The following is a 23,217-nucleotide window of genomic DNA, read 5'->3' as shown; positions in this document are numbered from 1 at the left end:
TCACTTCATCTCCTAATTTATTTGTAAATAATAATAGAATATATACGATAACTAACTGAAATATGCTTTCTATTCATTTATATGTGACTGTTCTTTGGGGTTAAATATATCTGCACCCTCTAAATACTTTTTTGTTGCACCCAGAACCGTACCGGACACACCAAGCACATGGAGGATCACTTTTTTACCCTTGATACTACTGATCGTAGCAAGAACAGCACGTGTCTGCCAGACATGATCCCTGTCACAACTAATGACACCTTTGAGGTCCTCGAATTCGAAAAGCCATATATTGCATTCACTTGAGCCAAGATCACCAAGTAAACTCCCCGATGCGGAAAATATCTCTCTTATCAATTCATCCCTGCTCACTTGCCCCTCTGCAATGAGCTCGAATGCAAGATACCTTTTGTTCTCACGAAGTGTGGGTGGAAGTACCTTCATTGATCACAACCTCCTTCCGACGGGTCCACGATCTCCACGCCATCCATAACATAATTAGCGGGCGGACAATTCCTTGCAAGGATCCTCTGAGGTACCACAGAAAGCCCATGTAAAGCTTCCTCGCGGGTCATACCAAAAAGAGATGCAAGGGCCATCAGTTCACGAGGAGCACGCAGGTCATATAATGACCTTGCATTGCTTGTGAGAATGAAAGGAACATCATACTTACGAACAAGGGACAGGTCTTTCCTGAAATTAGAAAGTGCTTTTACTCTCCTGCCACCACGCAGATATATAATATCATAAAGATCAAAAGAAATAGCAACATCATTGTCGCTTGCGGACTTTGCCAGAACATGGTTAAGACCATTTTCCTTCATAGAACCAAAGTTAGATAGGACATCCACATTTGAATTCTCCACCGCTGCCCGATTAATGCTTTCACTGCCACCACGGACAACGACCACATCGACCATTTGCCGGTACTTGCCTACAAGTCCATGTAATTTAGAAGCATTCTCAGGACTCAGTTCGACCCCACTGATGATCTCGAAACCATCAGTTACAGCAGATCTGAGAGGTTTACAGGAATTTGAAGGATCCGTTACGGCAACTCCTGCATAGCCAAAGCGCTTTGCAAGAGGGACCATTTCTTCGATCGTGTTTTTGCCTTCAGGAGCAGTGTGGACATTCAGGTCATAGAATTTGGGTCTAGCCAAATAATTCCTCCACTATACGACCCGCCTGAAGACGGTCCTTAGGGTAAGTGGCTATCTTTACCTTTACAGTAATGGAATCTGATGAGGAACTAAGTACCATCTTTCCAAGGAAAGCGGACTGTTTATCGAACCTCATGTGGAACAACTGATCATCATCCAGCCTGTCAGGCATTTCACTGCGCAGGGTATCCACATCATCCTGGGACATATTCTCCCGGATGAACCTGGCAAGTCTTACAGAGTCCGATCTGCGAGTGATCTGAGAACTGAGCATCACAGAGGAATTACCATAATGACCTTCAATATCAGTTACATCAACAAATTCATCAGTAACAGCATCATCGGGCATGCCCATGGCATTCCGTAAAAATAAGTCCAGGGCAGCTCGTACCCTGGAAAGATCCTCAGTTGAGTGCGCGATCACGCGCAGGCTAATATAATGGATCACTTGCCCCTGTTAAGGTTTGACCTGATACTTGGTCTGTTCTTCTCAGTACCTGTACCACGTGACATCATACCTCTGCCCTTACGGCCTGCACTGGTCTTACCGCGCTGTGCACGTCCCTTCTGGGTGTTAGCGCATATCCAGTTGAGGTTCTTGTCACTCTTTATCACAGGGTGGCTTGGGTCTACGAGAATGACCTCGTACCATTTTGCCTTTCCGTCCTCTCCAACCCAGTATGAGTTGAGAACTTCCATGTTAGGGAATTTCCTTCCAGCACGCTCTTCAGCAATTCTCTGAATGCTCATTCCGCCGGTGATCTTGTTCTTACCCATGCGCTGTGTACGTCTTCCACGAATGTACCTTGACTTTCGGAGACCTCCTCTGCGTACCTTTACACGAGCTACAACGATTCCCTGCTTTGCCTTGTATCCAAGGGAGCGGGCACGGTCAATACGGGTTGGACGTCTGATCTTTGTGACAGAGCCTTCCTTCCTCCATTCCTGGAGTCTTTCCCATCTTAGTTCCTGGACATATGTGCTGTCCGGGTCTTTCCATGCGTCCCTTACGTATGCGTAAAATGATTTTGACAATTTGTTCACCTAAGTTTCATTTCTAGTTTCACGGTTCAGCTCCTTTGAAGCTACATTCCCACGGGACTTATCCCGGTAATGAAACAGGACTACTACTTAACGTGATCGAATTTAAACCTTTGCACCAAGCTGAACTGAATAAAAGAATATAATACTTGAATAACAACTGATACATTGCAAATATAGCATATAAGACAATGCAGATTAAAAAAGAGAGATAAAATGAACAGAACAAAGCTCAACTATTCCATAGACCTTGTTTTAATAATACTGTTCCTGATAGTTGCCATAACCGGAGCCGTTATGTACTTCATGATGCCTTCCGGCGTTCCCAGAGGAAGATATCAGGAATATATAGGGATCACAAAAGCCACATGGACACTCATACACAACAGGTCAGCATTCCTGATGATACTATTCACTGGAATACACCTTGCACTACATAAAAAATGGATGTGTTGCGTTACAAAGAACGTTCTGAGAAAAGAGGATACGGACTGTACCCTTGAATAAAAGAGATATTATACGGATAACAGAACAATGATCACTGGAACTTGCTCAGATCCTCGCCTGAACGTAATATCCCGGTGACATTACCTGAATTATCCTTCAGAACAACATCATACCAGCGCACAGGTATCTCATTACCATCTTTTGTAATAACAGGATGTTCAGTGAACTCTGGAAGTTCAGCTTCACCACCAACTGCCTGAGACAATGTTTCCCTGAGAGATTCCCCTGTAGCTTCAGGAACAAGTGACTTGATGAAATCATTACCTATTAGTTCGAACTCACCATAGCCCAGAATATCGTTACCCTTGGTATTGACAAGATGTATCTTCATGTCAGCATCAAGGACAAAAACAATAAAACCAGCAACATCCAGATAGTTCATTGCCTCATTCCTTTCAGCAAGGATCTTATCCTGAAGATGTTTTATCCTTAAAAGAGATCTTACCCTTGTAACAAGCTCAAGACGATTTACAGGCTTGCCAAGGAATTCATCAGCACCTACTTCGATACCTTTGATACGGTCATCCTTACCGGAAAGAGCAGTGACCATCACAACAGGAAGGAACTGGGTCTCAACCGACGTCTTAAGGACACGACAGACCTCATAGCCATTCATATCCGGCATCATTACATCAAGAAGAATGATATCAGGTTTTTCACTTTTTACCTTGTCCAGTGCTTCCTGACCACTATATGCAGGAATCACTTCATAGTCTGACTTAAGGTAAAGGCCCATTAACTCCACTATGGCTTGTTCGTCATCAACTATGAGTACTTTATCCCTGTCATGCATGAATAATAGGCTCCCTTTTTACAAGTAAATTAAATAAATACATTCCAATATAAATTTAATGGTTAACTCTTGATCAGGTCCATTAAAGTGGTAAAATTATTGGTTTTAATTTTACTATTAATTATATAGTTCTATCTACATATAAAGGTTAGGCTTAGAAAAGAAAATACCCACCTTGCAGAAACAAATGCTGCAAGGGTGATAGTGGGGCTGGTGAGATTCGAACTCACGATCGACGGGTCTCTCCGAACAGCTGCGTATAACAGCCTAGGTTCTTGAGCACACATCAGTGCTCCAACGGTTCCTCACAGACCTACCCCGTCGGGTTGGTCTCAGTAGACCCGTTGTTCATCATTTATCCGCTGGAGCCCATCGCCATGCCGGGCTAGGCCACAGCCCCATATATTCGGGCAGTACCCCCACAATACATCTTATCAAAGATATATTTAGCGGTACCACTCGCTCTTCTTTGCTATTATCTTTATATATCCGCTTCAGCAACCCTGTTGATATCACCGAACTTACATAGCTCATCACAGAGTTCTTCTATCTTCAGGCGCAGCTCTTCCATGGTATGACCGAACATGGCGGTCAGATAGATCGCTCCACCTGCACCTACGCCCTCTTTTACAAAGCCCACTTCATATTGCTGGAGACCTTTGAAAGATGATCTGCCAAATTCCGGATCAGCACCTTCATACTCAGCACCGATCTCAGCAGCAAGCTCTGCAAAGTTAGCAGTCTCATCACGAACCACATAGCTGGTGGTGACTATCTTGACATCATCCATAGCATATCCCATGTGCTTGACAACAGCAAATATCGAGGCCATCTGAGTACCACCTGCAAGTATCACAGGAGTATCACCAAGACCTGCAGTGATACCTGCAACTGCAACCATCATAGGATCACCCACGGCCTCTATGGCTTTAAGTGGGGTCTCGCGCAATGAACCAAATGTGATATCCGAGGACTTAAGTGCATCAGCTACGACCTGCTTTTTCAGATCGAGCGGATTGGAATTCGAACTGCTGCTTACATTACCATCATACCCAAGGGCCTGAAGGACAGCATTTGCAGTAGTAGTTCCGGCAGGAATACTTTCCCCAATGACAATAAGGTCATGTTCCTTTGCAAGCTTTTCACCGAGCTTGAAGGCATTGTCGAAAACATCCTCCACATCATGAACAGCAACAGGCTTCCTGATATCATCACCAGGCTTCCCGCCAATGTCGATCAGAGGTACCTGCTTTGCCGGAAGGACACGCAGACCGGCATTAACGAACACATGAGGAATACCAGTGATCGATAGTGCTGCACGTGTGATCAGAGCAGGCGTAGGAGTATCATATGGAGGGGTCATCGGGAGAATAGGAATATCAATGATAGTTCCTGTCTCGAGGACCTCTGCATCGCCTGCTGGCGTATAATCGGTCAGTTTTGCAGTCTTGCCAGCTGCAGAAAGGCCTTCTATGTAGGCCGTTTCCGTGTTTCCAAGAACGCACACAAACAACGGTTTTTCAGGTAACCGGACTTTTTCAGGTGCTAATGTATCCATGCCAATCGCCTAGATGTATTTTACAGGGAGTATATGACCTTTTCCAGATGGGATCAATATGTCCTTGCAACATATACCTGGGTGTCAGCATCTGAACCACAGACAGGACACTTACCGGAACATCCTTCGGTCTGTTCAGTAGGGATACCCAATATGCCGGCACCGATATCCTCTTCGATCTTCAGGCCGCATTCCTTGTTGCCACACCAGAATATCTTTGCAATACCCTGAGAAAGCTTCTCCTTGACGGTATCAAGATCAGGACATTCAAATATACGTTCATTGACACTTGCCATTGCCTTGTCATAAAGACTCTCATGGATATTGTCGAGCAGAGAAAGAACATCATCTGTGATGTTGTCAAGAGATACCTGTTCCTTTTCACCTGTATCACGGCGTGCGAGCATTGCAGCATTGTTCTTAAGATCCCTTGGACCCAGTTCAAGTCTTACAGGAACTCCGCGCATTTCCCACTTGTAGTACTTTGCACCAGGACGGCTGTCACTTGCATCCATCTTCACACGTACACCGGCAGCCTCCAGCTTTTCCTTAAGTTCTTCACATGCCTCAAGGACACCTTCAGGTTTCTTGAATATGATAGGGATTATAACGACCTGCACAGGAGCAACAGCAGGAGGAAGTACCAGACCCTTGTCATCACCATGTATGGAGATAAGAGCAGCTATGGAACGTTCTGAAACACCATAACATGTCTGGAAAGCATAGACCTGTTCCCCTTCTTCATCCTCATAGGTGATGTCGAATGTCTTGGCAAAGTTGTCGCCAAGATGATGGGCAGTACCTACCTGCAGGGTCTTGCCATCTGGCATAAGAGCATCAGTAGCAATAGTATAATCTGCACCAGGGAACTTGTCCCATTCAGGTCTTGTGGAAGCAAGAACAGGAACAGCAAGCTGGCGATAGAAATCAGTATATATCCTGATAGCTTCGTCCACCTGTGAAGCCGCATCGTCCCATGTAGCATGTACAGTATGTGCCTCTTTAAAGGATGTGATCTCACGGAGCCTTATGAGAGGACGGGTGTGCTTTGTCTCATACCTGAATGTGTTGACGATCTGATAGAGCTTGAGAGGCATGTCCGCATGTGACCTGATCCATAGCTTGTACATAGGATAAATAGCGGTCTCACTTGTAGGACGAAGTGCCAGTTTAACATCAAGCGGAGACGTTCCTCCGTGTGTTACCCAGTATACCTCATCCTCAAAGCCCTTGATGTGTTCAGCCTCTTTCATGAACTCATTCTCAGGGATAAGGAGCGGGAACATTGTTTCCTGATGATCCTTGTCAAGCAGCTTACGCATTATATCGTAAACATTTCTTCTGATGTTGAAACCGAATGGGAACCAGACATACAGACCCTTTACAGGATAGCGTACATCCATGATCTCCCCTTTAAGGAGCAGGTCATTGTACCATTCACTGAAATTCTCTTTTGAAGGAAGCGCAGCCTCTTTTTCTTGCTCTGCCATGTATTCACCTGTTTATACTTGATTTTGGCTACATTAACTAATACATTGCTTATAGCCATTTCCTTTACAGGCAGGAACAAAGAGATCGAAGTTAGTGAAAAGTAACTAAAAATAGTTGATAAAAAAGAGTAAAGAACGAAGGAAAGAAAAACTCAGTCCTTCAATTGATGCTCACTGTCGCTTGCATCAAGCTCCATACCGGAAGAATTAGCATCGAAAACGATCATACCGGTCTTAAGTTCACCTGCCTCTTCAGGATCAAGTGCACAGGACACCGCCTTGTCGGATATTATGGCACTGTTACCGAACGGATCCTCTATTATAACCGTAATAGGACGCTTACCATCAATGGCCTCTTCAAGGTATTTCTGTATCTCAAGTCCCTTCGCGTACTTTTCCTCATCATCCTTAGCCCACTTGGTAGCTGTTATGACCACCTTGTAGATCCTGTCAAGTACACCTTCGATATTGGTAACATAAGAATCAGAGATCGATCCGGGTTCAACATCTATCCCGAGCTCAGGTATCCTTATAGTACCTGAAGTAGAACGTACGACCCTGATATTGAGATCCTCAAGGTTCTCCACCCTGAGCTCATACCTCATTGGCTCTTTCTGTGAAAGGATAAGTGTATCCGCAAATCTGAAACTACATTTACAAGCCGCAGCGATATACATCACTTCGCCAAAATAAGGGATCTCATCACCCTGCCACTTGATGATAAGTTCTTCATGGCAAAGCGGACATGATGATCGCGTTTCAAAGCTTCGGCAGGATTCCTTATCGCTCAATATCTCCCACCGATTATCTTGGATCTGTCGATCTTGATGCCTGTTGGAGTTACAAGGACCTGGTCATCCTTTATACCGGCGATATCGCCATGTACGTCGAGTACAACTTCCTTGAGGTCCTTCAAAGCACGATCGAGCAGTAACTTGTCCACTTTAATGTTGGAAATGTCGATCATGACGATGTTACCATCGTAGACCTCTTTTTTGAGAGATGTGAGTTCGTTGAGATTTGTAAGCTCTGCAACCCTGATATAGGTCTCTGCAGGCTCATCGTCCAGGACCTCCTCATACTTGGTGAGGTCAAGTTCGGTATATTCATCCTCAGGAGTTGAGCTTTTACTGCTGCCGCCAAATAATTTGTTCACAATATTTGCCATAATTCGCCCTCATGTATTCAAAAACATTGTTATATTAATATCATTCCTACTTAAAATGTTACCGGACTGCCGGACTGTTAATATGAACTGTTGCTGCTATTTATATTTAAACTCATCCTATTTTAATGATTTCTTTTAGATGTCAAGGTTCCAGAGCTTATCGCCTACGTAATGGATAGACTTCACACCTTTGCCCTTATTCCCCTTCATCTCAGGACCCGGCATCACAGCCCTGCCGATAGCAAGTGGTTTGCCATGAGCTTCCTCTATTATTATAACAGGATCATTTTCCTTAATATCAGGGTCAGCGTCAACAATTCCCGGACACATGATATCCGCACCATTGACAACAAAGCGTACTGCACCGGAATCCACAGTAACAACGTTCTTCAGCAGACCAAGCTTCAGCACACCTTTTACAGTAGGGAAATAGAACCCATCTATCTGGAACAGAAGAGGTTCCCCATCAACAAGGATAAGGGCCTGATCATCTATGTTTGCTGTTTCAAACTTACTTTTTTCAAGCTTTCCGACCCCTTCACCAAAAATGGAACTTATATCGCTCAAGAGTTGATTCTTTGCTGATTTCCTTAACTGTACTCTGGATCTTACTTTCAACTTATCACCTGTCAAACAGATAGATATTGTATTCTGTAGTAACACTATTGCATTTAATATTGATATGGCAATTATTCAAATTGCCGATATAAAATAAGAAATGGATGTTTTTAAAGTTTATGCGGGAGCAGCCCGCATAATACACCCATCTGACCTTATCTTACGATCACAACAGGAATTCCGCTGATGTCAAGTACATCCACGGCCCTTCCTGCTGATACTACTTCCTTCTCGACCGCTACACATTCAGGTTCGAGCTCAAGCATATCACCATTGACCATCACAGTGATCTTACCCTTTGCGATCTCATCTGCGATCTTCTTTGGGTTCTCCTCGGTCAGAGCATTGATGATGTCCTTTGCCTGTCCTCTGAATTTCGGACCTATTACACCCATATTAGGTTTTACATTAACAGGAACATGCTCGAAATCAGGTTCACCAGCTATTACTTCTACAGGAGAATTGGTCGCACCCAGCACATCAGTGATGTCTGCAAGTGTACCATATATCTCGATCTTCTCAAGAGGAGCATTGAGTGCCATACCATGCTCGGACTTGTATCTCCTTACGCTGCTGGCAATGTCCTTGATGAACTCTCCTGAGGCCTCGATATCAGCATCGACCATAGAGTCACAAGCTTCTGGCCATGATGTTACATGAATGCTACCCTCACCAATGCGGGAGAACATCTCCTCTGCAAAGAACGGAGCGAACGGAGCAAGCATATGTGAAAGGGCATCGATAGCAACATACAATGTGTACCTCGCAGCTTTCTTTCCAGCCTCGTCGTCACCATAAAGACGTGCCTTTACAAGTTCTATATAATTATCTGCAAGGACATCCCATGTGAATCCCCTTATTGATTTGAATGCCTCATCGAACTGATAATCTTCCATTGACCTTGTTACTGAACTTATCAGTCTGTTAAGGTTACTGAGAAGCCACCTGTCAACGATCTTCAGCTCATCTATGCTCATATCAGCATATTCGTATTCCTCCAGATGGGACATACTGAACCTGTAGATACTCCACATCTTTGCAAAGAACCTGGATGCTGAGACCACATCCTTCCAGCGGAACATCACATCGGAACCTGGTGAACCACCAATTGCAGCCCACTGCCTGAATGAATCCGCGCTGTAATCCTTTATGACCTCTTCAGGTGAGATGACATTACCAAGGGATTTGCTCATCTTGTGTCCGTCCTCTCCAAGGACCATACCATTGATCAGTATAGCATCCCATGGCCTCTTACCCTGGATAGCCATTGAACGTAGTATAGTATAGAATGCCCAGGTCCTGATGATATCATGACCCTGTGGACGAAGTTGTGTAGGAAGTCTCATCTCATGGTCTGTGAGCCATCCTGAAACATGAAGTGCAGTGATAGATGAATCCATCCAGGTATCCAGAACATCCTCTTCTGCCTCGAACTCTGTGCATCCACATTTACAGCTTTCCGGTGGCTGCTGTATTGTAGGATCGATAGGCATCCATTCTTCCTTGGCTACCATTACCTCATTACATTCCTTACAGTACCATACAGGGATAGGGGTTGCGAAAAGCCTCTGACGGGATATACACCAGTCCCATTCCATTGTATTGTTCCAGTTGTCAAGCCTGACCTTCATATACTCAGGCAGCCATTCGATCTCATTTGCAGCCTTTGCGATCTCTTCATTATCGATCTTGATGAACCACTGGCGTTCGGAGAGGATCTCAATAGGAGTACTACATCTCCAGCACATACCGACATTCTGGTCGAGAGGTTTCTGTTCAAAGAGATAGCCTTCTGCTTCAAGGTCCACAATGATAGCCTGCTTACATTCAGGAATTGTCATTCCTTCATACTTACCAGCGATAGCTGTCATTCTTCCTTTCTTGTCGATAGCCTTACGCAATGGGAGACCATGTTCGAGCCACCATCTGACATCCTGCTTGTCACCGAAAGTACAGATCATGACAACACCGGTACCGAAACTCGGATCAACATCCTTGTCACCGATGACCTTTACGTCATGTCCGAAAAGAGGTACTTTTACAGTGGAACCGAGGTTTTCCTTGTAGCGTTCATCCTCAGGATTGATAGCAACAGCAACACATGCTGCAAGCAGTTCCGGTCTGGATGTAGCTATCTGAAGACCATCGAAGTGCAGGTAATTGAGCTTTGTTTCCCTTGGGTCATATTCCACTTCTGCAAATGCAATAGCTGTTTCACATCTAGGACACCAGTTAACAGGGTGCTCGGACTGATAGAGACGACCCTGATCATACATGTTCCTGAAAGATCTCTGGGTCTTAGAATAGTATTCAGGTTCCATTGTCACGAACTCGTTGCTCCAGTCAGTGGAGAAACCAAGGTTCAACATTGTCTGTCTCATCTTCTCGATGTTGCCGACAGTAAGCTCACGACACATGTTCCTGAACTCTTCCCTGGATACCTCGTTCTTTGTGATGCCATGGATCTCCTCCACCTTTACTTCAGTAGGAAGACCGTGACAGTCCCAGCCCTGTGGGAACATCACATTATATCCGCACATGCGCTTGTATCTTGCAACAAAATCAATGTAACACCAGTTAAGAGAGTTACCGATATGGAAATTACCAGTAGGATATGGTGGCGGAGTATCAATTATGAACTGGGGTCTGCTGTTATCTTTCCAGTCAAAATGATACATGGACATATCCCATGAATCGCGCCATTTAGGCTCTATGATATGTGGGTCATATTCTTTTGGAATGGTCATTGTGACTCTCCGATGAGTATAATCAATTAATGTTATGATCAGACATAGTGATCGTGTTTTTTTATCCTAAGTGGTGTAAGATTATTTAAATTATCTGGTTAAGCTCAATAAGTGCATCAGTGCCAGAGGGATCTTACAAAAAAGAAAATGAATAGAGGTCATCCCTGCACAAAAAGGCATCTTGCAGAAAGCCCTGGAAGGACAAAAGGTCATTGGTGTACGATCGAAAGCAAACATTTCCTTGACGAATGGGTGATGATACCGTCTGGAACATATGCCCTATCTTTGTCCGGATCCACGCACAGGGACGAACCACCTCTTGTGAGGGAAGGGAACTATATGAATATTACGATTTTGTTCTTAATTAGAACACATATACAATAAAATATGACTGACAACGGTACCTCCGTATTCTTATAAAAATAGCAGGAAACCGAAAACACTTTATACAAATCTACTCCTTTTTAGAAAGGGGAGCAGAGGCGAGTATCTATCAGATGAGGTGAGCTATGACCAGAAAAGTAGCTATTTTTGCATTTAATGGAGAAGAGATGTGTTTCGTCCACGCTCTGATGAATGCGCTTGATATGAAAGAGAAAGGCTATGATGTCAAATTAGTGATAGAAGGTTCTGCAACCCGGCTTGTGAAAGAGGCAGAGGGAGAGAAAAGACCTTTTACCAGCCTTTATTCCAAAGCAAAGGATGCAGGTCTTATAGACTGCGTATGCAGGGCGTGTGCATCCAAAATGGAAAGTCTTGAAAGTGCAAAGGATCAGGAACTGCCATTATGTGATGAGATGTTCGGACATCCAAGCATGGCACGATATATGAATGATGGCTATGAGATAATCGTAGTATGATCGTAAATACAAGAATGGAGAAATGAAATGATAAGCGAAAAGATGACAGAGGCCCTTAACGGGCAGATCAACAAAGAGATGTATTCTGCATACCTCTATATGGACATGTCAGCTCACTGCACCTACGTAGGACTAAATGGCTTTGCCAACTGGTTCATGGTCCAATACAATGAAGAGATGAGCCATGCTATGAAGATATACGACTACGTGAACGATCAGGGTGGAAAGGTCATCCTTCATGCCATTGAAAAACCACCGGAGAATTTCGGTACTCCATTAGATATGTTCGAGGCAACACTGAAACATGAACAGTTCATCACAAAGTCGATCCATGAACTGGTAAGCCTTGCAAATGAAGAGAAGGACTATGCAACCCAGATATTCCTCCAGTGGTTCGTAACCGAACAGATAGAGGAAGAAGCAAACGACAACGAGATGATCGCAAAGCTCAAACTTGTCGGTGAGGACGGTAACGGTCTTTTCATGCTGGACAAGGAACTTGAAGCAAGGACATTCAATCCTCCTGCAAAGAAAGAATAATTTACAATATAAAAGGTGAAAATATGGAATTCGGGGAAATACTCAAAGGTAAGGAAGTTGAAGGCAAAGAGAAACATGTTCCTGACATCGAGATCATCAAAGGACATGGTCAGGCCAAGGCAAACTTCGTACGTGTGGTAGTTGGTAAGGAAGTACCACATCCAAACACAGTAGAGCATCACATCCAGTGGGTAGAGCTCTATGGTGTTACCAAGGAAGGAAAGACCGTCAATTTCGGAAAAATGACATTCGAAGCGGTCCACACAGACCCTGTTGCTACTTTCCACGTGAACAACATCGATGATTTCAAGTCATTCTGCGCACTTGAATACTGTAATGTTCATGGTGTCTGGCAGAACTGCATAGAAGTCTGAACACGTACATAGAATTAATAGATATGTGGCATTCGTTGCCACATCTTTTTTATACCTGTTCATCTCCACCTTCACATGGTATAGTACGATCCTGCGAAAGGAAAGAGGTGATGGCAATGTTAGTAAAACTAGTAGCTAAGTTCGCATTTCTGGCATTTATAACCGGGATAATGGCATATTTGTTCCTGAGCTATATGGTCCCATACATGCATGCATAATTAAAAATAAAAAAGAAAGGTCACTGGAAGTCTTCGTAACCTATTTCTTCTTTAGTGAGATAGCATGCCGGATCATCTGCCCATACATTCCCGTAGACAGATTCTGCCCTTACACGGAAATTACCATTACAGACATCGAACCATTTACATTTGGCACACCTGTCGCCATTTTCCTTGATGAGTGGCTTACGGTCCTTAAGACCTGCCATAAGTTCATCATCCGTATCTCTCCAGATCTCACTGAACTTACGGTCCCTTACATTACCAAAGGAATAGTGCCTCCAGAACTGATCAGGGTGAACAGAACCATCCCATGATACACATCCAAAGCCTATACCTGTGGAATTGCCCCTGTTCATGTTCAGAAGTTCCAGAACCTCTGCAGCCCTTTCAGGGTCCTCTTTTTGAAGACGCAGGTAGATGTATGGACCATCACAGTGATTATCCACCGTGAGAACCTCGACCATCTTACCTTTACTATGCAGATCCCTTGTCTTATCGATAAGAAGGTCCACAGTTGCACGACTCTCCTCAAGGGACAGGTCCTCATTGATCATATCAGAGCCACGTCCTGCATATACAAGGTGATAGAAACAGATACGAGGAATGTTCTCTTTTTCCATCAGGTCGAATATTGCAGGGATATCATGAACATTGTGTTTATTTATCGTAAATCTGAGACCTACCTTGATACCTTCCTTCTGGCAGTTATGAAGACCCTGCATGGCACGGTCAAACGAGCCTTCTATGCCACGGAACTTGTCATTGGTCTCACGCATTCCGTCAATAGAGATGCCCACATAAGAAAGGCCGATATTCTTGAGGGTCCTGGCCATTTCCTGTGTGATCATTGTACCATTTGTTGATATAACAGCCCTGATACCTTTTGAGGTTGCATATCCTGCGAGCTCAGGAAGGTCCTTCCTCATAAGAGGTTCACCACCAGAGAACAGGATGACAGGACATCCAAAATCAGCAAGGTCATCTATGAGAGCCTTACCTTCTTCAAGAGTAAGTTCATTTTTATAATCAATATCCTTTGAATGAGCATAGCAATGAACACAGCGAAGGTTACAGCGCTGGGTAACATTCCAGACTACAACCGGTTTTTTATCCTTTGAGAACTGGAGCAGGTGGGATGGGAGTTTTTTAGAATCACGCCCATAACGAAGCGCATCCGATGGCTCCACAGTTCTGCAATAAAGTTTTGAAATACCTATCATGATCAGGACTCCGAAATAAAAGAATAAAAGAAAATCGTTCCAATATATGCGAACACCTATACGATCATCCTATATTATATCTATGGTAGACAGGATGAAAGACTATTGAAAATAAATAATGAGGGAATGCTCAGTCAAGCAGTTCCCGGACCTTTTTGAGGATATCCTCAAATGTGAACTTTCCTGGCGTTACTGAAACATTCACACCATAGCTTTCTATGGTCTGCCCAGTGGGAATTCCAATGGCAGCAACTATGGAATCGTTCATGATATCAATTACATCCTTCTTTGAGGACTGGTCCACAGCATGCTCGAAGAAATTGCGCACCATCATGGAACTTGTGAATGCGAAAACATCGATCTCACGGGCAAGTACCCTGGAAATGAAATCTTCCTGTGCACTACCTTCTGGTTTTGTCAGTGTATAGACCTTTGTCTCGTGAACTTCGGCACCACATTCCTTTAAGCCCTCTATTAGAAGAGTAGAACCATAGAAACTCCTGGCTGTGTCAATGACCTTGCCTTTCACATCGGGACACAGGAACTCTACAAGACCTTCGGAACTGTACACTCCCGGCATTCCAAGTACATTGATACCAAGGTCTTCCAGAGCCTTACGGGTTGTCGGACCTATGGCAATTACCTTTGTGGCATTGAGGGCATCAATGAACCCTTCCCTGTCCTCTATCTTGCTCAGAGTGAAGTCGATACCGTTGGCACTTGTAAAGATAACATAGTCAGATACTCCCGACATGACATGTTCCACAAAACCATCGAAGTATTCATCCTTCATGTCCGCAAGTTCGATCATAGGAACTGCAAGGGGCTCAAATCCCATTTTCTCTGCTAATGCTACTGAATCTTCCAGATAGCGTTTTGGGCGCATTATCGCGAGTACAGGTTTCTTGATATCTTCTGCCAAGGGCAACACCTCTAATCAAAACTGACAGGTGCCTGTTCACCCAGTATACCATGAAGCTGGACAACGTTACCGATTATTGTGATAGCAGGAGCCTTCACGCCTCTTTCTTTGGCAACCTCGGCAATGTTCTCAAGGACACCAACGGTCACACGCTGGTCAGGCCTTGTGCCTCTTTCTATAAGTGCAACAGGGGTCTTTGGATCCTTGCCGAACTTCATCAGTTCACCGACATTCCTGCCAAGCATCTTGACGCCCATGAATATGACAATGGTCCCGTCGAACTTCGCAAGTGTTTCCCAGTCAAGAGCACTCTCTGCTTTTGTAGGATCCTCATGACCGGTGATGAATGTCACCATTGAAGCATGGTCCCTGTGAGTCACAGGTATTCCGGCATATGCAGGAACAGCTACCGCAGATGTGATACCAGGAATTACCTCGAACTCGATACCTTCAGCTATCAGTTCCTGAGCCTCTTCACCGCCACGGCCGAACATGTATGGGTCTCCGCCTTTAAGACGCACTACATCTTTCCCTTCCTTAGCTTTCTGGACGATCACAGCATTGATCTCATCCTGGGTAAGTGTGTGTTCTCCTGCATGTTTACCTGCATCTATCTTCTCAGTGGTTTCCGGAATGGAATCGATGATAGCCTTTCCAGGAAGCTGATCATATACGACAACTTCGACAGTATCAAGAAGACGACGTGCTTTAAGAGTTAATAGTTCCGGGTCACCCGGGCCTGAACCAACCAAATAGACTTTACCATATTTCTGGGCCATGTTAGTGAGATCCTGTTAATCTTTTTTTAGAATGGTAATGAACTTACCAACTTATAAATATGCATCGTCTCAAGTTACAATCTAAAACAAGATAACTTTATCTGGTAAAATAAAAGCAAAGCTGGTCAATAGAAAAACAAAAATAATTAATTGATATACCTATCAATTAACTTTATTTAAATAGAAGATGAGTGCTGTACCTCCACTGATACCGCACCTGATCCAACCCGTTGAAATTTACTTCTTGCTTAATATATAGAACAGCATTTCTCTGTTCAATTTGCCTTCACGTTCCAGTTTGTTGACTATATTTTCATCAGACATACCTTCGGACTTAAGCTCCTTGATCTTGTCAAGCAACGCGGGTGCAATACTATAGTACTCGTTGATATCTTTCCTGTGACCCCACACATCGCCTTCAATGAGCTTAATGTTCTGCATGGCCATGAACATCTCGATGGACTTTGAGACAGTACGTCTGTAAGAACTCGGGATCTGGATAACTTCTACTTTTGGACATGTCTGTACAAGTGAGAATATATCCTTGTTCGATGGTCTGAAAGCAAGATGGATGACCCTTTCATTTGGATTTAAATGTGGTATCTCCTCTCGCGAACTTACAACTCTTATTTTCATAAGTCTCCCTCACCTCCAGTTCGTTGAGAACTTAATAAAATAATGTATGTGTTCACCTATTAAATAATTACCGATTTGCCATGGAAAAAAGTAAAAGGGTGTCTCACTCGAACCTTGTTCTGACAGAATCCGCATGCCCCTGCAGACCTTCTTTTTCAGCCAGTGATATAACAGGATCTTTCAAAGTTTCGAGTCCCTGTTTGCTGATCCTCTGTATGCTTGCGGATTTCATGAAATGTGCAAGGTTGAGTCCGGAGTATAGTCTGGCGTAACCAGCCGTAGGAAGAACGTGATTGGTACCTGATGCATAATCTCCTACAGGGACCGGAGCATAATTGCCCACGAATATAGAACCAGCGTGTTCTATTCCCTCAAGGACAGCATCCTCATCCTCTACCATTATCTCAAGGTGCTCAGGAGCGAACTCATTGGAGAAAACAATACACTCTTCCATAGAATCAGCTACCAGAACTGCGGCATTCTCAAGTGACGTATTGACTATTTCAGTCCTGAGGGTCTCTTTTGCCTGCTTTAACACTTCGACCTTTACAGCTTCTGCAAGCTTCTCAGATGTAGTAACAATTACAGACACAGCGTTCGGGTCGTGCTCTGCCTGAGCGATCATATCAGATGCGGCCATTCTGGCATTACACGAATCATCAGCAATAATCAGCACCTCGCTGGGGCCTGCCGGGAAGTCGATCTCAGCCATGTCCCTTACCTGCATCTTTGCAGATGTAACAAAAACATTGCCAGGACCTACTATCTTGTCCACCTTCATGACAGTGTCAGTTCCATATGCCATACCGGCAACTGCCTGTACACCACCTATTTTATAAACGTGATCTGCTCCGGCCACCTTTGCTGCCGCGAGTGTCAGAGGATTGACCTTTCCATCCTTACCCGGAGGAGTGCACATGACCACATTCTTGACACCCGCAACCTTTGCAGGCACTATTGTCATGAGAGCTGTGGAAGGATACGATGCCCTGCCACCAGGAACGTATGCACCTACGCTTTCAAGCGCAGTGAATTTCTGTCCCAGTTCTATTCCCGGGGATACTTCAATGAACCAGATCCTCTGAGGCATCTGGGCCTCGTGGAACTTTCTGATATTTGCTGCCGCAAACTCAAGGTTTGCCAGCAGTTCAGGGTCAACGCTCTTTGCAGCCTCATCTATCTCTTCCTTAGAGACCTCGATGGCCTCTATATCAGCACCATCGAACTTCTTAGTGTATTCTCGAAGGGCTGAATCGCCATTATGCTTTACATCCTTTAGAATTGCTGCAACTGTCTCTCCGACATCTGCAAGATCCCCGCCACCACGGCCGACCAGTTTGTTCCTTTCTTCATCGGTAAGTTCGGATAGTTTCTTGTAAAGCATGATATTTCCCCTGAAGGTCTGTAGAATTGTAATATGATAACGTCAAATTGATAATTATTGCTAAATGACTAATTGTTTTCTGATGCTTATACCTGTTCATCATATATAATTCTTAGAACAGGGCAGCAGAAGGATATCATATACTATTTTTCAAAGTCACTGAAAGTGCTCTGCTCATTTTCCATAAGTGAGCTCATGGTCTGTGAATTTACCTTTCCCGGCTCCTCTGATCGGATATCAAGATGAAGACCGATCTCATTAAAGAGCTTTAGCGCAGTCTTTGGACCGATCAGTTCAGAGACACGTTCCAGACCGGCCTCCTTTATGCTATCAGTGGTCTTGATCCCATTATCATAGAGCTTACGGGCACGTACACGACCGATACCACGTATACTGACAAGTTCAATAAGTTCAGGCGAAGCCCCATAATGTATCCTTTTCTCAAGAAGGGCGGTCTGGTTGGAAACGTCAGTGCTCATTTCAGGAGCAATAAGACCTGCCAGCCTTGACATGGAATGCATCAGCCACTCGGCAATGTCCGCAAAAGCATGCACATCACCCTCACCGACATTGAACTTTTCTGTAATTGGATCAAGAGGTTTTTCATCTACCCAATCCTGTAGCAAAAGAGCGGTTTTTACTTCAGCTAAAAACCACTCATATTCCATTTCTTTAGAACGAGGTGGAATTTCCACAAACTCATCACTATGAGCCATAACAATATCATTGATTATTTCAGATTCATTGGACCTTAAATACAATTGCCTCATATCTGGAGTCTTGCAAATAAGATGAAGAAGACCAATAGTTGTAGGATTTTTTATTTTCTTCAGACCATCCACCATATAAGCACCTGAAAGCGGGTCGATGTAAAGTGTGGATACAAGTCTTCCAAGAGCTGTTGGAAGCAATGCCTCATCTCCTTCGAGCATTTTGTTATCCCTCAGGAAATCAAGACATTCATCAACCACATCCATGATTCCCCATGTATCGTTCTGGTGGGCAAAGAAGGTCGCTTCAATGAACTCCAGAAGTCCATCCCTTGTGGTTGCAAAACCATTCACGATGGTAGAAAGGATGTGAGTCCTCAGGGCATTCTCTGAACCGAGCTTGGACCAGATATCCTCAGCATCCGAATCAATGTAATTATCAAAAAGACCTGCCATCTCATCGTATGACTTGGCGATGAGCACGGATTCACCATATGGATCAAGATGCGGCCTGCCTGCACGGCCTGCCATCTGCTTGTAATCAAGGACAGGGATCGGCTGCATTCCATAATTCGGGTCGTAACGCCTGTAACTCCTGATGATCACCCTTCTTGCAGGAAGATTGAGTCCTGCTGCAAGGGTAGGAGTGCTGCTTATCACCTTTATCTTGTTGCTTCTGAAACCGTCCTCTACTATCCTTCGGTGTGCTGAGTTCAGTCCTGCATGATGGAAAGCGGTACCATTCCTCACACATTTTGCAAGCTCGTTGGCAGCCTCGGTCTCACCGTTCTCTATGATCTGCTCCACAAGTTCATCCAGTGCATTACGTGTGAGCTTATCAAGTGTCTCTGATACCTTTGCACCTGCCCTTTTGGCAAATGAGACACTGTTCTTACGGCTGCTCTCAAAGACAAGACATTGCCCTCCTTCTTCCAGTGTATCCAGAAGGATATTGACAGCATCATCATTGGTCCTTGGATCTATAAGTTTCTGTGAACCATGAAAATTGATGTTCCCTCCATAGTAAACACCTTCACGTAAACTTGTAGGACGCCACTCACTTAGCACAAGTTTTGCCTTCAGCCAGTCAGCTACCTCGTAAGCATTACCCACAGTTGCCGAAAGAGCAATGATCTGGCAATTAGGGTTGAGCTTCATGAGCTTTGTGAGAGTTACTTCAAGAGTAGGACCCCTGTTAGCAGAGTCAAGCAGATGTACCTCATCCACAACAATGGTTGTAATTTCCTGCATCCATGAGGTCTCATTACGTAAGAGGGAATCGGTCTTTTCTGATGTGGCAACGATTATGTCATTAGAACCGAGCCACTCGTCCCTTGATTCGAAATCACCTGTAGATATACCTACCCTAAGACCCCTGTTCTCCCCGGGCTTTACTGATACAGAGGAAAATGATCTGAACCTATCGAACTTCTCACTTGCAAGAGCACGTAGCGGCACTATGTAGAGAGCTTTTCCACCTTTGGATATTGCCTTTAGCATTGCAAGCTCTGCAAGAAGTGTCTTTCCTGATGCTGTTGGAATTGCAGCAAGCAGGTTATTACCTTCTATCAATCCTTTTTCAATGGCTTCTGCCTGAGGAGGATATAGCTCTTCAATACCGGAATCAAGATAGAAACGAATGACATCGTCTGGCAGGTCAAGAGATTCGATTTTCATTATCGGGATTAAAGGTTAAAATGTCTAATAAATTTACCCGAACTCAATGCAACCACAAAAAGCCATTATCACTCATCAATAGAGAGTGCATCCACCGGACAGGCCTGTACACACTTAAAACAGCAGACACAGGAATGGTCCGTAACTATCTCCCTGTTCGATATTTCTATCCACATGGGACAGACACGGTCACAGATGCCACATGAAATACACAATGAAGCAGCCCTTCTTATCTTCTTTCTGCTTACAAGGTTCAGTAGTCCCGCAGCAGCCCCTTCCTTGCAGAAATACTTGCATGCTGCCCTGTCCACAAAAAATGAGAGCAGTATCGAGACGACCATTATGACCACCAGTCCTTCAAGTATGAGAATTCCTGTGGATTCGGGAAGAAGACCAAGTTCTGAAAGAATCAAAGTCACCAGAACAAACAGCATCAGTGCGTATCTGGAATACATCAGTAATGGATGGTATTTTCTTGGAACTGCAACGTTGTATCGTTTGCCAAGGACCTTTCGTCCAAGTCTTGCAAAGATATCCTGGAAAAGGCCTCTCGGGCACATCCATCCACAATAGACAGGTCCAAAGAGCAAGGCCAGAGGTACACTTAAAAGTATAACATATATTGTGGACTGGCTGCCAAAATAAACGAAGATCGCAAGTCCTGTTAATTGAAGAAACAAGCGAAAAGCTTCAACGGACTTTCGTCTGGCAGGATCAGACAGCAGATCATTGACGTTTTTCACAATATATTCTAAGGTATACCTGATTGAAATATTGTTGCCCCCTGTATCCCTGTGCTTTTGACGTCACTGTAAATAATCGTTGGAAAACAAAGAACACAACAACCATCCGCCGCAGGCGGCACTTTCCTTCACCGCCATGAAGACTATGAGAATAGTGCAGTTATTTAAAATTGATTTGTTCAAAGTTAACATCCATAGGAAATAATACACTGCGAGGGGAAAATAAACGCTCTGGAATTTTTATATGTATCATGTATCTGCAGAATCATCTCATTTTTTTGGTCAACTATCAGGTCTGTGGAAATACTCGTTTGCAGGCAGAAGCAAAATTAAAGTCATAGAATATTTCTTGCACTTTTTAGGATTGTGCCGGCTTCGCCGGACCCTTCGGGATGGTTTAAGTTAATCATTCTTCGATTGCAATATTGTTGTTCCCGGCATCCCTGTGCCTTTGATGGACCGACAAATGATCAGTGGCAATGAAATATCAAAGCATCATCCGCCAAAAGCAACACCTTCCTTCCCTACAATCCTGAAGACTATTGAAATAATTCAGTTATTAAAAATTACTGATTTCAAAGTTTTGATCAGCAGGATTTCTAAAAATCCAAAAAATAGAAATGAAAAAGTGGCATTGAACCACTTTTACTGAAAAATATTTGGTCGCTATCAGTCGTTGCTCAGCTCGCCGCTGAAGTACTTGTCATATGAACCCATGTCGAAGTGACCGTGACCACTTAGGTTGAACAGGATGGTCTTCTCTTCACCTGTCTTCTTACATTTGAGTGCTTCATCGATGGCGCACTTGATAGCATGTGAGGACTCAGGAGCAGGAGCGATACCTTCACTGCGTGCGAATTGGACTGCTGCATCAAATACCTCTACCTGGTGGTATGAGGTTGCTTCCATGATGCCGTCGGCAACGATCTTGCTTATGATAGGTGATGCACCGTGGTACCTGAGACCGCCTGCGTGGATCGCTGGTGGAATGAACTCTGAACCCAGTGTGTACATCTTAAGCAATGGTGTCTGCTGTGCCATGTCACCGAAGTCGTACTTGAACTCACCTGATGTGAGGGTCGGACATGCGGATGGTTCTACTGCTATGAACCTTGTGTCGGTCTTGCCTGCGAGATTGTCCCTGATGTATGGGAGACTGACACCAGCAAGGTTACTTCCGCCACCACAGCACCCGATTACGATGTCAGGATAGTCCTCTGTCTTGTCGAACTGTGCCTGTGTCTCAAGACCTACAACTGTCTGGTGCAGACTGGTGTGGTTAAGCACACTGCCAAGTGCATATTTGGTGTTGTCGTTAAGAGCAGCTTCCTCAATCGCTTCACTGATAGCTATACCAAGACTTCCTGTTGTGTCAGGATACATCTCGAGGATCTTCCTTCCGAACTGTGTCTCATTGCTTGGGGAAGGAACGACATTTGCTCCCCAGAGGTTGATAAGTGACTTACGGTATGGCTTCTGGTAGAAGCTTGAGCGTACCATATAGACCTTACACTCGATGTCGAAATAGTTACAGCAGAGTGACAATGCACTGCCCCACTGTCCGGCACCGGTCTCAGTTGTGATCCTCTCGGTACCTTCTTTCATATTATAGTAAGCCTGTGCGATCGCAGTGTTAGGCTTGTGGCTTCCTGCAGGACTGACACTTTCGTTCTTGTAGTATATCTTTGCAGGCGTACCCAGTACCTTTTCAAGCCTGTGTGCCCTGTGCAGAGGTGATGGTCTCCAGAGCTTGTATATCTCCTGGATCTCATCAGGAATGTCAATGTATTTCTTGGAGCTGATCTCCTGTGCTATGAGCTCTTTCGCGAATATAGGCTCAAGGTCCGCAGGGTTCATCGGCTCATTGGTCGCCGGGTTCAGTGGTGGCTCCACCGGAAGGTCAGCCAGTATGTTATACCACTGCTTTGGCATCTCATTCTCGTCAAGTAATATCTTTGTATGATCCATAGTTATACCTCTGTGAAAAAGGGAATTCAACAATGTATAAAAGAGTACATTTTAGCCTATTTAATGGTTTTGATTTGTGGAATTGAGTATTAGGAAAT

The 23,217-nt window shown here is 44.3% G+C and carries 24 protein-coding genes and 1 tRNA gene; 5 read left to right on the top strand and 20 right to left on the bottom strand.

Annotated elements, in window-relative coordinates; translation table 11 throughout:
• Positions 1-69 precede the first annotated feature (69 nt).
• The 4 genes from BM008_RS00950 to BM008_RS00935 are packed head-to-tail and all read right to left on the bottom strand — an operon-like array spanning position 70 to position 2,198.
• On the bottom strand, positions 70-444 hold the full coding sequence (locus BM008_RS00950) for an Rpp14/Pop5 family protein (protein ID WP_091931914.1): 375 nt from the start codon (positions 442-444) through the stop codon (positions 70-72).
• Positions 441-1,163: a ribonuclease P protein component 3 gene (gene rnp3 / locus BM008_RS00945; RefSeq protein WP_091931912.1), complete on the bottom strand. Its 723-nt coding sequence runs from the start codon at positions 1,161-1,163 to the stop codon at positions 441-443. Before rnp3 ends, BM008_RS00950 begins: the two co-directional genes overlap by 4 nt.
• Positions 1,156-1,611: an RNA-binding protein gene (locus tag BM008_RS00940; protein WP_091931909.1), complete on the bottom strand. Its 456-nt coding sequence runs from the start codon at positions 1,609-1,611 to the stop codon at positions 1,156-1,158. Before BM008_RS00940 ends, rnp3 begins: the two co-directional genes overlap by 8 nt.
• Positions 1,608-2,198, bottom strand: a complete 591-nt coding sequence (locus BM008_RS00935; protein WP_091931907.1) for a 50S ribosomal protein L15e — start codon at positions 2,196-2,198, stop codon at positions 1,608-1,610. The genes BM008_RS00940 and BM008_RS00935 overlap by 4 nt, the downstream gene beginning before the upstream one ends.
• A gap of 222 nt (positions 2,199-2,420) precedes the next feature.
• Between BM008_RS00935 and BM008_RS00930 the strand changes: the two genes are divergently transcribed.
• Positions 2,421-2,711 (top strand): DUF4405 domain-containing protein, encoded by a 291-nt coding sequence (locus tag BM008_RS00930; protein WP_091931905.1) that lies wholly within the window; start codon positions 2,421-2,423, stop codon positions 2,709-2,711.
• A gap of 31 nt (positions 2,712-2,742) precedes the next feature.
• Here the strand turns inward: BM008_RS00930 and BM008_RS00925 are convergent, their stop codons facing one another.
• The 8 genes from BM008_RS00925 to BM008_RS00895 all read right to left on the bottom strand — a co-directional run bounded on the left by BM008_RS00925 (position 2,743) and on the right by BM008_RS00895 (position 11,085).
• Positions 2,743-3,504: a response regulator gene (locus tag BM008_RS00925; RefSeq protein WP_091931902.1), complete on the bottom strand. Its 762-nt coding sequence runs from the start codon at positions 3,502-3,504 to the stop codon at positions 2,743-2,745.
• Between the two features lie 205 nt (positions 3,505-3,709).
• A tRNA-Trp gene (locus tag BM008_RS14790) sits at positions 3,710-3,904 on the bottom strand.
• Between the two features lie 81 nt (positions 3,905-3,985).
• Positions 3,986-5,062, bottom strand: a complete 1,077-nt coding sequence (gene cobT / locus BM008_RS00920) for a nicotinate mononucleotide-dependent phosphoribosyltransferase CobT (protein WP_091931901.1) — start codon at positions 5,060-5,062, stop codon at positions 3,986-3,988.
• A gap of 53 nt (positions 5,063-5,115) precedes the next feature.
• Positions 5,116-6,552: a proline--tRNA ligase gene (gene proS, locus BM008_RS00915; RefSeq protein ID WP_091931898.1), complete on the bottom strand. Its 1,437-nt coding sequence runs from the start codon at positions 6,550-6,552 to the stop codon at positions 5,116-5,118.
• Positions 6,553-6,704: 152 nt separating this feature from the next.
• Positions 6,705-7,343: a ZPR1 zinc finger domain-containing protein gene (locus BM008_RS00910; RefSeq protein ID WP_091931895.1), complete on the bottom strand. Its 639-nt coding sequence runs from the start codon at positions 7,341-7,343 to the stop codon at positions 6,705-6,707.
• Complete coding sequence (locus tag BM008_RS00905) at positions 7,340-7,720, bottom strand: cell division protein SepF (RefSeq protein WP_091931891.1); 381 nt, start codon at positions 7,718-7,720, stop codon at positions 7,340-7,342. Before BM008_RS00905 ends, BM008_RS00910 begins: the two co-directional genes overlap by 4 nt.
• A gap of 135 nt (positions 7,721-7,855) precedes the next feature.
• Entirely contained in the window at positions 7,856-8,383 is a 528-nt protein-coding gene (locus tag BM008_RS00900; protein WP_342707552.1) for an RNA-binding protein, read from the bottom strand.
• A gap of 110 nt (positions 8,384-8,493) precedes the next feature.
• Positions 8,494-11,085: a valine--tRNA ligase gene (locus tag BM008_RS00895; RefSeq protein ID WP_091931885.1), complete on the bottom strand. Its 2,592-nt coding sequence runs from the start codon at positions 11,083-11,085 to the stop codon at positions 8,494-8,496.
• A 509-nt stretch (positions 11,086-11,594) separates the two neighbouring features.
• Between BM008_RS00895 and BM008_RS00890 the strand changes: the two genes are divergently transcribed.
• Genes BM008_RS00890 through BM008_RS00880 form a run of 3 tightly spaced genes read left to right on the top strand, consistent with a single transcriptional unit; the run spans position 11,595 to position 12,859 of the window.
• A complete protein-coding gene (locus BM008_RS00890; protein WP_091931883.1) occupies positions 11,595-11,945 on the top strand; it encodes a DsrE family protein in 351 nt (116 codons plus the stop codon).
• 27 nt (positions 11,946-11,972) lie between these two features.
• On the top strand, positions 11,973-12,485 hold the full coding sequence (locus tag BM008_RS00885; RefSeq protein ID WP_091931880.1) for a ferritin: 513 nt from the start codon (positions 11,973-11,975) through the stop codon (positions 12,483-12,485).
• A gap of 23 nt (positions 12,486-12,508) precedes the next feature.
• Positions 12,509-12,859 (top strand): desulfoferrodoxin family protein, encoded by a 351-nt coding sequence (locus tag BM008_RS00880; protein ID WP_091931878.1) that lies wholly within the window; start codon positions 12,509-12,511, stop codon positions 12,857-12,859.
• Between the two features lie 238 nt (positions 12,860-13,097).
• Here the strand turns inward: BM008_RS00880 and ahbC are convergent, their stop codons facing one another.
• From ahbC to BM008_RS00845, 7 genes are all read right to left on the bottom strand, one after another.
• Entirely contained in the window at positions 13,098-14,300 is a 1,203-nt protein-coding gene (gene ahbC / locus BM008_RS00875; RefSeq protein ID WP_091931875.1) for a 12,18-didecarboxysiroheme deacetylase, read from the bottom strand.
• 130 nt (positions 14,301-14,430) lie between these two features.
• Positions 14,431-15,222 carry a uroporphyrinogen-III synthase gene (locus tag BM008_RS00870; protein WP_091931871.1) on the bottom strand — a complete coding sequence of 264 codons (792 nt, stop codon included), beginning with the start codon at positions 15,220-15,222 and terminating at the stop codon, positions 14,431-14,433.
• Positions 15,223-15,233: 11 nt separating this feature from the next.
• Positions 15,234-16,001, bottom strand: a complete 768-nt coding sequence (cobA, locus tag BM008_RS00865) for a uroporphyrinogen-III C-methyltransferase (RefSeq protein ID WP_091931868.1) — start codon at positions 15,999-16,001, stop codon at positions 15,234-15,236.
• 237 nt (positions 16,002-16,238) lie between these two features.
• A complete protein-coding gene (locus BM008_RS00860) occupies positions 16,239-16,637 on the bottom strand; it encodes a DUF1699 family protein (protein WP_091931865.1) in 399 nt (132 codons plus the stop codon).
• A 103-nt stretch (positions 16,638-16,740) separates the two neighbouring features.
• Positions 16,741-18,021 (bottom strand): histidinol dehydrogenase, encoded by a 1,281-nt coding sequence (hisD, locus tag BM008_RS00855; RefSeq protein WP_091931862.1) that lies wholly within the window; start codon positions 18,019-18,021, stop codon positions 16,741-16,743.
• A 143-nt stretch (positions 18,022-18,164) separates the two neighbouring features.
• Positions 18,165-20,408, bottom strand: coding sequence for an ATP-dependent DNA helicase (locus tag BM008_RS00850; protein ID WP_091931860.1), 2,244 nt, complete (start codon positions 20,406-20,408; stop codon positions 18,165-18,167).
• Between the two features lie 68 nt (positions 20,409-20,476).
• Positions 20,477-21,151, bottom strand: a complete 675-nt coding sequence (locus BM008_RS00845) for a 4Fe-4S binding protein (RefSeq protein WP_143072234.1) — start codon at positions 21,149-21,151, stop codon at positions 20,477-20,479.
• A 466-nt stretch (positions 21,152-21,617) separates the two neighbouring features.
• Between BM008_RS00845 and BM008_RS00840 the strand changes: the two genes are divergently transcribed.
• Positions 21,618-21,803 (top strand): hypothetical protein, encoded by a 186-nt coding sequence (locus BM008_RS00840; protein WP_091931855.1) that lies wholly within the window; start codon positions 21,618-21,620, stop codon positions 21,801-21,803.
• A gap of 17 nt (positions 21,804-21,820) precedes the next feature.
• Here the strand turns inward: BM008_RS00840 and BM008_RS00835 are convergent, their stop codons facing one another.
• Positions 21,821-23,119 carry a TrpB-like pyridoxal phosphate-dependent enzyme gene (locus BM008_RS00835; RefSeq protein ID WP_091931852.1) on the bottom strand — a complete coding sequence of 433 codons (1,299 nt, stop codon included), beginning with the start codon at positions 23,117-23,119 and terminating at the stop codon, positions 21,821-21,823.
• Positions 23,120-23,217 lie beyond the last annotated feature (98 nt).

It is taken from the genome of Methanolobus profundi, from assembly GCF_900114835.1.
GTDB classification, from domain to species: Archaea; Halobacteriota; Methanosarcinia; order Methanosarcinales; family Methanosarcinaceae; genus Methanolobus; species Methanolobus profundi.
This window is presented reverse-complemented; position numbering and strand designations above follow the sequence as displayed.